The sequence below is a fragment of the Micromonospora sp. NPDC004336 genome, assembly GCF_053602615.1.
On record NZ_JBSGDY010000030.1, the window covers coordinates 18994 to 32426 of the forward strand.

At 73.8% G+C, this 13433-nt stretch carries 12 protein-coding genes; 7 read left to right on the plus strand and 5 right to left on the minus strand.

All coding sequences use genetic code 11. The features are described from left to right. Positions 1–285: 285 nt before the first annotated feature. Positions 286–1383: a branched-chain amino acid aminotransferase gene (locus tag ACWENR_RS09520; RefSeq protein ID WP_452276571.1), complete on the plus strand. Its 1098-nt coding sequence runs from the start codon at positions 286–288 to the stop codon at positions 1381–1383. A 306-nt stretch (positions 1384–1689) separates the two neighbouring features. On the opposite strand, the gene ACWENR_RS09525 is transcribed toward ACWENR_RS09520, so the two are convergent. The 4 genes from ACWENR_RS09525 to ACWENR_RS09540 form a co-directional block, all read right to left on the minus strand. Then, positions 1690–2424 (minus strand): tyrosine-protein phosphatase, encoded by a 735-nt coding sequence (locus tag ACWENR_RS09525; RefSeq protein WP_452276572.1) that lies wholly within the window; start codon positions 2422–2424, stop codon positions 1690–1692. 187 nt (positions 2425–2611) lie between these two features. Further along, complete coding sequence (locus tag ACWENR_RS09530) at positions 2612–3070, minus strand: PRC-barrel domain-containing protein (RefSeq protein WP_452276573.1); 459 nt, start codon at positions 3068–3070, stop codon at positions 2612–2614. 185 nt (positions 3071–3255) lie between these two features. After that, on the minus strand, positions 3256–3786 hold the full coding sequence (locus ACWENR_RS09535; RefSeq protein ID WP_091096881.1) for a carboxymuconolactone decarboxylase family protein: 531 nt from the start codon (positions 3784–3786) through the stop codon (positions 3256–3258). 2 nt (positions 3787–3788) lie between these two features. Further along, positions 3789–4349, minus strand: coding sequence for a peroxiredoxin (locus tag ACWENR_RS09540; protein ID WP_452276574.1), 561 nt, complete (start codon positions 4347–4349; stop codon positions 3789–3791). A gap of 337 nt (positions 4350–4686) precedes the next feature. Here ACWENR_RS09540 and cimA point away from each other — a divergent pair, with 337 nt between their 5' ends. Then, a complete protein-coding gene (gene cimA, locus ACWENR_RS09545; RefSeq protein ID WP_452276575.1) occupies positions 4687–6267 on the plus strand; it encodes a citramalate synthase in 1581 nt (526 codons plus the stop codon). Between the two features lie 206 nt (positions 6268–6473). Here the strand turns inward: cimA and ACWENR_RS09550 are convergent, their stop codons facing one another. After that, on the minus strand, positions 6474–7412 hold the full coding sequence (locus ACWENR_RS09550; RefSeq protein ID WP_452276591.1) for an endonuclease/exonuclease/phosphatase family protein: 939 nt from the start codon (positions 7410–7412) through the stop codon (positions 6474–6476). 430 nt (positions 7413–7842) lie between these two features. Here ACWENR_RS09550 and ACWENR_RS09555 point away from each other — a divergent pair, with 430 nt between their 5' ends. The 5 genes from ACWENR_RS09555 to ACWENR_RS09575 all read left to right on the plus strand — a co-directional run bounded on the left by ACWENR_RS09555 (position 7843) and on the right by ACWENR_RS09575 (position 13328). Further along, positions 7843–8370, plus strand: a complete 528-nt coding sequence (locus ACWENR_RS09555) for a hypothetical protein (protein WP_452276576.1) — start codon at positions 7843–7845, stop codon at positions 8368–8370. Between the two features lie 1028 nt (positions 8371–9398). Next, a complete protein-coding gene (locus tag ACWENR_RS09560) occupies positions 9399–10448 on the plus strand; it encodes an AAA family ATPase (RefSeq protein WP_452276577.1) in 1050 nt (349 codons plus the stop codon). Between the two features lie 29 nt (positions 10449–10477). Further along, a complete protein-coding gene (locus ACWENR_RS09565) occupies positions 10478–11464 on the plus strand; it encodes a DUF58 domain-containing protein (protein ID WP_452276592.1) in 987 nt (328 codons plus the stop codon). Next, complete coding sequence (locus tag ACWENR_RS09570) at positions 11461–12420, plus strand: VWA domain-containing protein (RefSeq protein ID WP_452276578.1); 960 nt, start codon at positions 11461–11463, stop codon at positions 12418–12420. Before ACWENR_RS09565 ends, ACWENR_RS09570 begins: the two co-directional genes overlap by 4 nt. Positions 12421–12464: 44 nt before the next feature. Then, entirely contained in the window at positions 12465–13328 is an 864-nt protein-coding gene (locus tag ACWENR_RS09575; RefSeq protein WP_452276579.1) for a S1C family serine protease, read from the plus strand. Positions 13329–13433: the final 105 nt, after the last annotated feature.

A 13433-nucleotide genomic window follows, 5' to 3' on the forward strand; every position in this document is an offset into this window, starting at 1 on the left:
GCTGCCTCACCAGGGCGCTGGCCCTCGTCTGCCGCGTCGCCTCACCAGGGCGCCGGCCTCTGTCCGCCGCGTCGCCTCACCGGGGCGCCGGTCCTCGTCCGCCGCACCATCCCGCTGCGGGCCGGCGGCGTCCAGCCGTGCGGCGGCGGGGTGTCCATCCGTGCGGCGGCGCGGCGGCGTCCGGACGGCGCTACCGGCTGAACGACCGTTCGGGGTAAGTTTCTCGCACCACAATTCTCGGCATGCGGACCCGCGTGCCGTTCGTTCCGCAGGGAGGTCAGCGCGATGAGCGGTGGTGACAAGCTCGACTTCGAGATCCGTCCGAATCCCGCGCCGGTATCCGCCGCCGACCGGGCCGCCCTGCTGGCCAACCCCGGGTTCGGGCGGGTCTTCACCGACCACATGGTCACCATCCGCTACGCCGAGGGCAAGGGCTGGTACGACGCCCGGGTCGAGGCCCGCGCGCCGATCCCGATGGACCCGGCCGCGGCGGTGCTGCACTACGCGCAGGAGATCTTCGAGGGCCTGAAGGCGTACCGGACGGCCGACGGCGGGGTCACCATGTTCCGTCCGGAGGCCAACGCCGCCCGGTTCGCCGCCTCCGCCCGGCGGATGGCGATGCCGCCGCTGCCCGAGGAGGCGTTCGTCGACTCGCTGCGCCGGCTCGTCGAGACCGACCGGGACTGGATCCCCGAGGGCGAGGACGGCAGCCTCTACCTGCGCCCGTTCATGTTCGCCAGCGAGGTCTTCCTCGGCGTCCGGCCCGCCAACGAATACCTCTACGTGGTGATCGCCTCGCCCGTCGGCGCGTACTTCTCGGGCGGGGTCAAGCCGGTCACCGTCTGGGTGACGCCCGACTACACCCGGGCCGCGCCGGGCGGCACCGGCGCGGCGAAGTGCGGCGGCAACTACGCCAGCTCGCTGGTGGCCCAGGCCGAGGCGATCGAGCACGGCTGCGACCAGGTGGTCTTCCTGGACGTGGTGGAGCGGCGCTTCGTCGACGAGCTGGGCGGCATGAACGTGTTCTTCGTCTACGACGACGGCACCGTGGTCACCCCGCCGCTGACCGGCACGATCCTGCCCGGCATCACCCGGGAGTCGCTGCTCACCCTGGCCGCCGGCGCGGGGCACCGGATCGAGGAGCGGCCGGTGAGCTTCGCCGACTGGCAGGCCGACGCGGCGAGCGGGCGGCTCCGGGAGGTGTTCGCCTGCGGCACCGCCGCGGTGATCACCCCGATCGGAGAGGTGCGCTTCCCCGACGGCGGTTTCCTGGTCGGCGGCGGCGAGCCCGGTCGCGTCACCATGGCCCTACGGCAGCAGCTCGTCGACCTCCAGCGGGGCCGCGCCGCCGACCCCCACGACTGGGTCCGTCGCATCCTCTGACCCGCGCCCCCGAACACAACCGTCCCGCCCCCGCGCCCCCACCCGGCGCGGGGGCACCCCCACCTCTCACCCTCGCCCCTCGCCCTGCGCCCTCGCCCCTCGCCCCTCGCCCCGCGCCCGCGCCCGCGCCCGCGTCGATCTTGCACTTTGTGCCCGGGCAGAAGGGGCAAGTCCGGCATAGCGGGGGCAGGAACTGCAAGATCGCGGAGTGGGGGAGGGGGCGGGGGCGGGAGGCGAGGGCGGGAGGCGAGGGCGGGAGGCGAGGCGAGGGCGGGAGGCGGGGTGGGGTAGGGCGTGTGGGGTGGGTCAGGTTAGGAGGTGGGTGCGGAGGGCGGCTAGTTGGGCATCGGTGACGCCGGCGTGGCGGAGGTAGCCCTCGACGGAGCCGTAGGCGTCGCGTAGCTCGGCGAGGAAGAGCGTCATGGCCTCGGCGGGGCAGGTCAGCGGCGGGAGGCTCTGCCCCGTCCGCTGCGTGTAGGCCGCGTACCAGGCGTGGAACCGCTCGCCGGCCGCCGTGCTCAGCGCGTAGTCGGCGGCGATGTCGTCGTCTCCGACGCCGAGGGCCGCGAGGGTGAGCCCGCAGACGAGGCCCGTCCGGTCCTTGCCGACGACGCAGTGCACCACTACGGGAGCATTGGCGGCCTCGGCGATCAGCCCGACGGCCCTCGCCAGCCCGGCGGTGCCGGTCGCGGCGAGGTCGGCGTACCGGTCGGCGAGGTAGCGGGCCTGGTCGCTGCCCGGCTGGTAGGGGGTCTCGCCCCACTCCGCGTGCTCGGGGTGGACGTGGTGCCAGGTCAGGCCGTCGAAGTGGGGGACCCGGCCGTCACGTTCCACCTCGTGCGGGCGGCGCAGGTCGATGACCGTGCGTACGCCGAGGGCGGCGAACGCCTCGCGGTCGGCGCCGTCGAGGCGGTGTAGCGAGTCGGAGCGGTAGAGCCGGCCGGGGCGGACCGCCCGTCCGTCGTGGCCGATGTGGCCGCCGACGTCGCGGAAGTTGAAGAGGGTGGTGAACGGGCTGCGGTTGACCTCGGTGGTGTCCACGCTGACACGGTAACGGCCTCCCACGGGACGCGGGAGACCGTCGTCCGCCGGTGACCACCGCGCGGTGCCGGGCGAGCTGCCGGTGACCATCGGGCGGTGCCGGGGGCGAACCGCCGGTGACCACCGCGCGGTGCCGGGGCGAACCGCCGGCGATCACCGGGCGGTGCCGAGGGCGAGCTGCCGGTGACTACCGGGCGGTGCCGGGCGGGATTGCCGAGTACGTCTCGCCGTAGTAGCCGCCGAGCCGGTCCCGGTAGGTGGGGTCGGTGTCGGCGGTCTCGTCGTACTCCGGGGCGGCCTTGATCTGGTCCTTGCTCCGGTCGATGTGGACCTTGCGCTCGTCGTGGTCGACGTGGTTGACGGTGCCGGCCGGGATCATGACCTTCCGTCCGAAGATCCACGGCCCGGTGTCCACCACCAGGTAGCTGTCGTTGACCTCGTGGCTCGCACTGTCGATCTTGCCGATGCCGCCGTCGGTGGCCTCGACCCGGTAGCCGACCAGGTCGGCGTCGGCGACCCGCGCGGTGTCCCGGTAGCGCCACGGGTCGAACGAGCCGGCGGGCGCGCCGCCGGCGAACTCGCCCCGGCCACCGTCGCGCACCGGATCCGGGCTGCCGTGCGTGCTGTGCGGGTCGAGCCTGTCCATCTGACAACTCCTGCCCCGACTGTCGCCAGTCGTCTCGCCGGATCGTGTCCTCGTCCTGGGAGGAGCTACCCGGGCGGTCGCCACCGGAAACGGCGGAACCCCGGAGCCGGGGAGACGGCGGTGGTCGGCGGAGACGACGGTGGGCCGGCGCCGTCGTGCGGCGCCGGCCCACCAGGGCGTACGCGTCAGGCGAGCGCGGCCTGGGCGTCCAGGGTGACCGCGGCGGCGTGCACGACGGCGGCGATGCGCAGCCCCTCGTGCACCTGCTCGCGGCTGAAGCCCGCGCCGCGCAGGGTCTTCTCGTGCGACTCCAGGCACACCCCGCAGCCGGTGATGGCCGAGACGGCCAGGCACCAGAGCTCGAAGTCGGCCTTCTCCACGCCCGGCTTGGCGATGATCTGCATCCGCAGCCGCGCCGGGATCGACTGGTACTGCTCGTCGCCGATCAGGTGCTTGGCCCGGTAGTAGACGTTGTTCATCGCCATGATCGCGGCGGCGCCCTTGGCGGCCTCGACCGCCTCCGGCCCGAGGTGGGTGGCCGCCTCGTCGGCGATCTCCCGCAGCACGACCGGGTTGCGCGCCGCCACCGCGCAGGCCAGGGCGGTGCCCCACGCCTGCTCGGGCTTCAGCGTCGAGGTGCCGATGGTGGAGCCGAGGTTGAGCTTGATGTCCTTGGCGTACTCGGGCAGAGCCGCCTTGATCGCGTCCAGACCCATGGTCAGGCCCCGGCGCCGGCGAGGAGCTTGGTGGCGTCCAGGGTCTCGCCGCCCTTGTTCCAGTTGCAGGGGCACAGCTCGTCGGTCTGCAGGGCGTCGAGCACGCGCAGCACCTCGGAGACGTTGCGGCCGACCGAGCCGGCGGTCACCATGACGAACTGGATCTCGTTGTTCGGGTCGACGATGAAGGTCGCCCGCTGGGCCACGCCGTCCTCGCCGAGCACGCCGCAGTCGGCGGTCAGCTCGCGCTTGATGTCGCTCAGCATCGGGAAGGGCAGCTCGCGCAGGTCCGGGTGGTCCTTGCGCCACGCGTAGTGGACGAACTCGTTGTCCACCGACACGCCGAGAACCTGGGCGTCGCGGTCGGCGAACTCCTCGTTGAGCCGGCCGAACTCGGCGATCTCCGTCGGGCAGACGAAGGTGAAGTCCTTCGGCCAGAAGAAGACGACCCGCCACTTGCCCTCGTGGGACTTGTGGTTGATGGTCTCGAACGCCTTGTCGGCGTCCAGCGACACGCAGGCGGTGAGTTCGTACTCGGGGAAGCGGTCACCGACAGTGAGCACAGGTCCTCCTTGACAGCGGCGCGAGGCCGTAACTGGATCAGTTCCAGATACTTCCTCAGCGTTGTTTCCGCCTGGTGGCGGCCGGGTGACTTGTGAAGTGGATCACCGTTGTCGGGTTTTTTCGTGGCCGGACCCGCGGCGCGGCACCCGCGACGGTGCGTCACCGTCCCGCCATGTGGATTTTGCCTCCCAAAAACGCGCCCGGGTGGCAGAGTGGCGATCGTGAACAGCGCCCACCTGATTATTCGGACCTAGCGCGCCGGCCTCCCCTCCGCCGAGCGCGCAGACCTCCCGCATCCCGCGGGGGGTCTTTTTGTTGCTCTCGAAAGGATCCCCGATGACCTTCCAGGTGTACGACACGACGCTGCGCGACGGTGCCCAGCGCGAGGGGCTCAGCTATTCGGTGGTCGACAAGCTCGCGGTGGCGCGGCTGCTCGACGAGTTCGGCGTCGGCTTCATCGAGGGCGGCTGGCCGGGGGCGGTGCCGAAGGACACCGAGTTCTTCCGCCGCGCGCGGACCGAACTGGACCTGCGGCACGCGCTGCTGGTCGCGTTCGGGGCCACCCGGCGGGCGCGGGTGCCGGTCGCCGACGACCCGCAGGTCCGTGGCCTGCTCGACGCGCAGACCCCGGCGGTCGCCCTGGTCGCCAAGGCCGACCTGCGGCACGTCGAGCGGGCGCTGCGCACCACCGCCGCCGAGAACCTGGCGATGGTTCACGACACCGTGGCGCACCTGGTGGCCGAGGGCCGGCGGGTCTTCGTCGACGGGGAGCACTTCTTCGACGGCTACCGGCACGACCCGGCGTACACGGCGGCGGTGGTGGAGACGGCGCTCGCCGCCGGCGCGGAGCGGGTGGTGCTCTGCGACACCAACGGCGGGATGCTGCCCTCCCAGGTGAGCGCCGCGATCGCCGACCTGACCGCGCGGCTGGGCGTCGCCCCGGAGCTGCTCGGCATCCACTGCCAGAACGACACGGCCTGCGCCGTGGCGAACACCGTCGCCGCCGTCGAGGCGGGAGTGCGCCACTTCCAGGGCACCGCGAACGGCTACGGCGAGCGGCCCGGCAACGCCGACATCTTCGCCGTGGTCGCCAACCTCCAGCTCAAGCTCGGGCTGCCCGTCCTACCGGACGGCTGCCTGGGGCAGATGGTGCGGGTCTCCCACGCCATCGCCGAGATCGCCAACATCGCCCCCGACACCCACCAGGCCTACGTCGGGGCCGCGGCCTTCGCCCACAAGGCGGGACTGCACGCGAGCGCGATCAAGGTGGATCCGCTGCTCTACAACCACGTGGACCCACAGGTGGTGGGCAACGACATGCGGATCCTCGTCACCGAGATGGCCGGCCGGGCCAGCGTCGAGCTCAAGAGCCGCGAGCTCGGACTGGACCTGGCCGGCCATCCGGAGGCGCTGTCCCGGGTCACCGGGCGCGTCAAGGAACTGGAGGCCGGCGGCTGGTCGTTCGAGGCCGCCGACGCCTCGTTCGAGCTGCTGGTCCGCTCCGAGCTGGACACCGCGCCGGCGAAGCCGTTCGCGCTGGAGTCCTACCGGGTGCTGGTCGAGCACCGCGAGGACGGCGCGGTGGTCTCCGAGGCGACCGTCAAGATCCGCGTACGCGGCGAGCGGGTCATCGCCACCGCCGAGGGGAACGGCCCGGTCAACGCCCTGGACGAGGCGCTGCGCGCCGGCCTCGCCCGGCACTACCCGGAGCTGGGCGACTTCGAGCTGGCCGACTTCAAGGTGCGGATCCTGGAGGGCAGCAGCGGCACCGGCGCGGTGACCCGGGTGCTGCTGGAGACCGCCGACCGCACCGGCCGCGACTGGACGACGGTCGGCGTGCACCCCAACGTGGTCGAGGCGAGCTGGCACGCCCTCGTCGACTCGCTCACCTATGGCCTCGACCGCGCCCGCGTCTGAGCACGCGTCGCCCGCACCGGCCGTGCCCGCGTCTGAGCGCGGGTCGTCCGCGCCGGTCGTGCCCGTGTAGCAGCGGGTCCTCGTCGTCGCCGGTCGGCTCGTCGATCATCGTCCGGACCGGCCGTGCCCGCGTCTGGGCGCGGGTCGTCCGGACCGGTCGTGCCCGCGTGTCGGCGCGCGTCGCCAGCGTCAGCCGGCGGGGCGGGTCAGGCGGCGGGGAGGCGCAGCTCGGCCAGGACGGCGCGGTGGTCGCTGCCCGGCACCCGGTGCACGGCCACCGCCCGCACCGCGATCCGCCGGTCGACCAGCACGTGGTCGATGGTCACCGGCGGGATCGGGTCGCCGTCGTAGGGGCCCCAGGTGCCGGTGAGGCCCGCGCCGACCTCGTCGGCGGCGTCGACGTAGCCGGTGGCCAGCAGGGCGCGCAGCGGGGCGTGGTCGAGGGTGGCGTTGAAGTCGCCGGCCAGGATCCGCAGCACTCCGTCCGGCGTCGCGGGTGGCTGCGCCGTCAGGTCGGTGCGCCAGTGGCCGACCTGGTCCACCGCGTACGGAGCCGCCGGGTGGGCCGACTCGACCCGCACCGGCGGCGCCCCGGGCACCGTCACGGTGCCGTACGCCTGGTCGAAGCCCCAGCCGCCCCGGTTGTGCCGGACACCGGCCTCGCCGACCGGGAAGCGGGCGTAGATCCCGGATCCCACGGTGCCGGCCTGCGGATAAAGGCTGTGGTGGGGGAGCAGCCGGCCGAGGCCGAGCCGGTCCAGCTCGCCCGCCGCCCCCGGGGTGAACTCCTGGACGGTGAGCACGTCGACCCGGTGCCGCTCGACCAGGTCGACCAGCGCCCGCGCGTCGGCGGCCCCGGCGAGCAGGTTGGCGGTCAGCAGCCGCACCGTCGGCCCGGCGGCCGGGGGCTGCCCGGCGGGCAGGGCCCGGGGCGCGACCACGGCCACCAGCGCCGTCGTGGCCACCGCCGCGGCCACCGCGGGCCACCAGCGCCTTAGGGCGAGCGCGAGCAGCAGCGGCAGCAGGCTCCCGGCGGCGACGTACGGCGTGAACGCCAGCAGTTGCACCAGGGGCCCCCGGTCGAGGCCGGCCAGCCGCACCACCACCCACGCGACGCCGGGCGCGACGGCCGCCCAGCAGAGCAGGGTGCCCGGGAGTCCGGCCCGGCCCTCCGCCGGCCTCGCCGCCACCTCGTTGATCACGTCCGGGAGGGTATCCCGACACCGCCACGCGGCGCGGTCCGCCGCCCCGCCGCAGACCATTCGTGAATGGTGGAGCATTCGCATTTCACAAAATACCGACGACGTTCGAGCGAGTTTTGTGGGCGTGATCAACTATTGACGCCTGGCTTTTTGTGGTGCTACCTTCCAGTGGGTTGAGACGTCGAAACTCTGAGTAGTAATACCTGCTCAGAGCCGGTGAGAATTGTTGAGACGACAACATCCAAGGTGCGGCCCGTAATGCGGGCTTTCGGCGGTTGCCGCTCATTTCCCCGGCCCGAAAACTGGAAATCAGCCGTCCCGCCAGCGGGTGGGACCGGTCGAATCCGTACGGTCAAAAAAAGGGAGACCTGTCATGACCAAAATCTTCCGACGCAAGGCGGCGGCGGTTGCCTTCACCGCCCTGGCGCTCGCCCTGGCCGGAGGCGGCATCGCCGTCGCCCAGCCCGCGGCGCAGGCGCCCGCCGAGGTCGCCCAGCCGGCCGTCCGCGCGCCAGGCTCCGGCAGCCAGCCGGCGGTGACCCCCGCCGAGGCCCGCAAGGCCAAGGCCGCGCTGGCGCAGGGCCCGTCCGCCCTGGCGACCGCCCCGGGCACCGTCGCCTCCGCCGTCGTCTCCAGCGGCGGCACCCTGCTCCGCGGCTCGCCCGAGGTGGTTTCCGCCACCCGGTACGGCCCCGGGCAGTACCAGGTCCTGTTCAACTACAACGTGTCGCTGAAGACGTTCGTCGCGACCGTCGGCACCACCGACCCGTACAATGTGCCGCCGGGCGGCGAGGTCTCGGTGGCGCCGCGGCTCCAGACGCCGAACGCCGTCTTCGTCCAGACCCGCACCTACTCTGGCACCCCGGCCGACCGGCCCTTCCACCTGGTCGTCGCCAACTGACGTACGGCCCGACGACGCCGGCCCCCACCGTCCGTGGGGGCCGGCGCCACGCCGCCCAGCGTCAACCTCGTACGTCAAGACGACAGCAAGCCGAAACGTAGCCGCCGCATCGTCCCGCCGAAACGACACCTGCTCGCCGGAACGGCCCCGCCCGCGGGGCCGGGCGTCGGCTGGTTGGGTTGGCGCTGGCTGGCCGGGCTGACTCCGGCTGGTTGGGATTGGCATCGCTGGCCGGGCTGGCTCCGGCTGGTTGGGTTGGTGCCGGCTGGCCGGCCGGGACCTGCGAGATCTTGGCGAGTAATGGCCCCTGGAGGGGCACTTTCCTGCCAAGATCTCGGGCGCTCGCCGGACCCGCCGAGGCCACCGCTCGGTGGGCGGTGTCGTCGGTGACGCGCCCGCCCCATGGGTGGGGCAGCTCGACAGCGCCCGCCAGCGGCCACCTCCGCTCGGAAGTGGATCGCTTGCGACATCAGCTCGGCAGCGCAGCGCAGCACCCACCGCCGGGCAGTGGGATCGTGCGCGGGCATCAGCTTCCATGACGCTCGCAGCATCCACCCCCGCCTAGAGGTGGATCCCCTGTGACATCAGCTCCCACGGCGCGCGCAGTTTCCACCTCCGCGCAGAGGCGAATCGTTTGCGACATCAGCTCCACAGCACCCATGGCATCACCCCCGGGCAGAGGTGGAATCGTCGCGCCGCCGCGGCGGGACGCCCGACGGGCATCGTCCGCCGGGCCCGCCCCGCCGTCGCGCCGCGCGTAGCCTGCCTCGCCATCGTCGTTCGCGCCTGGAGCCGTGCGGGGCCTGCCTCGCCATCGTCGTCCGCGTCCGGAGCCGCTCCGGGCCTGTCCTGCCGTCGCGCCGCTCCGGGCCTGCCCCCGTCGTTACCGACCCCCATCGTTCGCGTCCGGAGCCGCGCCGCGCCGTCCTTGCCGCCTCGGGAGGCTCGTCCCGGTTCAGGCCGGTAAGGACCGCCCCGGCGCTGATAATCCGACGTTTGTCCGAGGGCCGGCACGGGAAGCAAGCACCGTGACGGACATCTCGGACACCCTGGCCAGCGTGCCCAGCCCGGCCGATCCCGACGCGAGTTCGGCCGAGCTGGAACAGACCCTCTTCGAGGTCAAACGCGTGATCGTCGGGCAGGATCGGCTCGTCGAGCGCCTGCTCACCGCCCTCGTCGCAGACGGGCACTGCCTCCTGGAGGGCGTGCCCGGCGTGGCCAAGACACTCGCCGCGCAGACCCTCGCCACCGTGGTCGGCGGCACGTTCTCCCGGATCCAGTTCACCCCCGACCTCGTGCCCTCCGACATCGTCGGCACCCGGATCTACCGCGCGTCGAAGGAGACCTTCGACATCGAGCTCGGCCCGATCATGGCCAACCTGGTGCTCGCCGACGAGATCAACCGGGCGCCCGCGAAGGTGCAGTCCGCGCTGCTGGAGGCGATGGCGGAACGGCAGGTCTCCATCGGCGGGCGCAGCTACCGGGTGCCCGAGCCGTTCCTGGTGCTGGCCACCCAGAACCCGATCGAGTCCGAGGGCGTATACCAGCTGCCGGAGGCGCAGCGCGACCGGTTCCTGATGAAGATCGTCGTCGACTACCCGAGCGACGCCGACGAGCTCGCCATCCTCTACCGGATGAGCGCCGACCGGCCCACCGCCCGCCGCGTGCTCGACCCGCAGCGCCTGCGCGACCTCCAGGCCCGAGCCAGCCACGTCTTCGTGCACCACGCCCTCGCCGAGTACGTGGTCCGGCTCATCCTGGCCACCCGCGACCCGGGCCGGTTCGGCCTGCCCGAGGTCGCCCCGCTGCTCGCGTACGGGGCGAGCCCCCGCGCCACCCTCGGCCTGGTCGCCGCCGCCCGGGCCCAGGCGCTGCTGCGCGGCCGTGAGTACGTGCTGCCCGAGGACATCCGCGAGCTGGCCGTGGACGTGCTGGCCCACCGGCTGGTGCTCTCCTTCGACGCGGTCGCCGACGGGGTCTCCGCCGAGTCGGTGGTACGCCGGCTGGTCGACGCGGTGCCGCCGCCCCGGGTCGCCACCGGGCATCCCGCGCACGTGGCCGACCTGGCGGCGGCATGATCCGGCGCGGGGCCGCCGCGCCGGCGCCCGTGCCGGCGGACCCGGGGCTGGCCGACCTCGCCCCGGACCGGCGGCTGCGCCGGCTGGAACTGACCGTCACGCGCCGGCTCGACGGCCTGCTGCACGGGCAGCACCGGGGGCTGCTGCCCGGCCCGGGCAGCGAGCCGGCCGGCAGCCGAGAGTACCGCCCGGGGGAGGACGAGGTGCGCCGGATGGACTGGGCGGTGACCGCCCGGACCACGGTGCCGCACGTCCGCGAGGTCGACGCCGACCGGGAGCTGACCACCTGGCTGCTGGTCGACGCGAGCCCCAGCATGGAGTACGGCACCGCCGAGCTGGACAAGCGTGAACTGGCCGTGGCCGCCGTGGCCGCGGTCGGCTTCCTCACCGCCGGGGCCGGCAACCGGCTCGGCGCGCAGGTGCTCGGCCCGACCCGGTTGCGCCGGTTCCCGCCGCGCAGCGGGCGTACCCACCTGCTCGGGCTGCTCCGGACCCTGCTGACCGCGCCGCGTTCCGGCGGCCACGACGAACCGAACCCGCCGCCCGGTGGCCCCGACCTCACCGACGGGCTGGCCGCCGTGCACCGGGTGGCGTCGCGCCGCGGCCTCGTGGTGGTGGTCTCGGACTTCCTCGACGGCCTGCCCGACGATCCCCGGCACGCGCCGCCCTGGGAGGCGCCGCTGCGCCGGCTCGCCGTACGGCACCAGGTGCTGGCCGTGGAGGTCACCGACCCGCGTGAGCTGGAGCTGCCGGACGTCGGCCTGGTCACCCTGGCCGACCCGGAGACCGGCCGGCGGCGGGAGGTCTGGACCGGCGACCCGCGCCTGCGCGAGCGGTACGCGGTGGCCGCCGCCGCCCAGCGCGACCAGGTACGCCAGGCGCTGCGTCGCAGCGGGGCGGCCCACCTGCCGCTGCGCACCGACCGGGACTGGGGCGCCGACATCGTGCGGCACGTGCACGCCCAGCGGCGCCTCGCCGCCGCTCCGGCTCGCGCCGCCCGGGGAGGTGCGGCGTGATCTGGCAGTCGCCGGTGCGGCTCTGGCTGCTGCTGGGGGTGCTCGCCCTGGCCGTCGGCTACCTGCTGGTGCAGCGCCGCCGCAGCCGCTACGCCGTGCGCTTCACCAACCTGCGGCTGCTCGACCGGGTCGCGCCGCAGCGGCCGACCTGGCGCCGGCACCTGCCGGCCGGGCTCTTCCTCGCCATGCTGGCGCTGCTCGTGGTCGGCTTCGCCCGGCCCACGGCCGAGGTGCGGGTGCCCCGGGAGCGGGCGACGGTGATGGTCGCCGTGGACGTCTCCACCTCGATGCTGGCCGGCGACGTGGAGCCGGACCGGCTCAGCGCCGCCAAGGAGTCGGCCCGGAGCTTCGTCGACGGCCTGCCCGACGAGTTCAACGTCGGCCTGGTCGCCTTCGCCGGCAGCGCGGCGGTGCTGGTGCCGCCGAGCACCGACCGGGAGGCGCTGCACGAGGGCATCGAGCGGCTGGTCGAGGGCGCCACGGGGGTGCAGGGCACCGCCATTGGGGAGGCCATCAGCACCTCGCTCGGCGCCGTCAAGGGCTTCGACAGCGAGGCCGCGACGGATCCGCCGCCGGCGCGGATCATCCTGCTCTCCGACGGCGCGAACACCTCCGGCATGGACCCGATGGAGGCCGCCGCCGACGCGGTGAACATGCAGGTGCCGGTGCACACCATCTCGTTCGGCACGCCCGGCGGCACCGTCGACCGGGGCGGCCGGCCGATCCAGGTGCCCGTGGACGGGCAGACCCTGCGCGCGGTCGCCGAGGAGACCGGGGGCGGGTTCCACGAGGCCAGCACCAGCGACGAGCTGCGCGCGGTCTACGAAGACATCGGCACCTCGGTGGGCTACCGCACCGAACGGCAGGACGTCTCGGCCCGCTTCATCGGGCTGGGGCTGGTGTTCGCCCTGGGCGCCGCGGCCGGCTCGATGCGCTGGTTCTCCCGGCTGCCCTGACCCCGTACGGCCATCGCCGGCAAGGACACGTGAGGAGCGTACGCATGGCAGCGCAGACCGGGTTGGGCGAACCGCGCGGCCCCTGGTTCGTCTCGCCGGAGCTGGATCCGGACGGGCGGACCTGGTGGGACGGGACCGGACCGGACCGGGGCCCGGCCGGACGGCGACCGCGCGGGTGGCTGCTGGCCGGGCTGGCGGTGGTGGCCCTGTCCACCGCCTCCGGCGCGGTGGCCGGCGGCGTGGTGGCCGGCCGGGGCGGCGAACCCGGCCCGGCGGCGGCCTCGGCCGCCCCGGTGCCGGCGGAGCTGGTGACCGCGGCCGAGAAGACGGTGCCGGGGGTGGTCTCGGTGCTCGTGGGCGGGGGGCGCGGGGGCTCGGCGACCGGCTCCGGCTTCGCCGTCGACGACCAGCAGCACATCATCACCAACGACCACATCCTGGCCAAGGGGCGCGACGGCGCGGTGACCGTCGAGCTGCCGGACGGGCGACGGTTCGCCGCCGAGGTGGTCGGCCGGGAGCCGCGCAGCGACCTCGCGGTGCTGCGGGTCCCGCCGTCGGCCGGCCTGGCGGCGCTGCCGCTGGCCAAGCCGGGGTCGACCCGGGTCGGCGAGCCGGTGCTGGCGGTCGGTTCGCCGCTGGGACTCGCCGGCACCGTCACGGCCGGCATCGTGAGCGCCCTGGACCGGCAGGTGCGTCTCGGCGACAACCGGCACACGGCGGTGCAGACCGACGCCTCGATCAACCCGGGCAACTCGGGCGGCCCGCTGGTCAACGCGCGCGGCGAGGTGGTGGGGGTGAACACGGCGATCGCCACGATCGACGGCAACGGCTCCATCGGGATCGGCTTCGCCATCCCCATCGAGCAGGTGCAGCAGACCGCCGACACGATCATCGGAAAGGGGGGCTGAGCTGCGGGCAAGCCCGCCGGCCCGGCCCTGGGAACGTGAGAACTGTCGGATACCCGGCGCGAAATGATCGGACCATGGAAATATTACGCTGAGTATGGATACTGG

What these genes read in the sequence shown, in the direction of transcription:
- ACWENR_RS09555 (WP_452276576.1), top strand. Translation starts at nt 7,843, where the DNA reads ATGACCAAAATCTTCCGACGCAAGGCGGCGGCGGTTGCCTTCACCGCC.
- ACWENR_RS09535 (WP_091096881.1), bottom strand. Translation starts at nt 3,786, where the DNA reads ATGGGTCTGGACGCGATCAAGGCGGCTCTGCCCGAGTACGCCAAGGAC.
- cimA (WP_452276575.1), top strand. Translation starts at nt 4,687, where the DNA reads ATGACCTTCCAGGTGTACGACACGACGCTGCGCGACGGTGCCCAGCGC.
- ACWENR_RS09530 (WP_452276573.1), bottom strand. Translation starts at nt 3,070, where the DNA reads ATGGACAGGCTCGACCCGCACAGCACGCACGGCAGCCCGGATCCGGTG.
- ACWENR_RS09520 (WP_452276571.1), top strand. Translation starts at nt 286, where the DNA reads ATGAGCGGTGGTGACAAGCTCGACTTCGAGATCCGTCCGAATCCCGCG.
- ACWENR_RS09575 (WP_452276579.1), top strand. Translation starts at nt 12,465, where the DNA reads ATGGCAGCGCAGACCGGGTTGGGCGAACCGCGCGGCCCCTGGTTCGTC.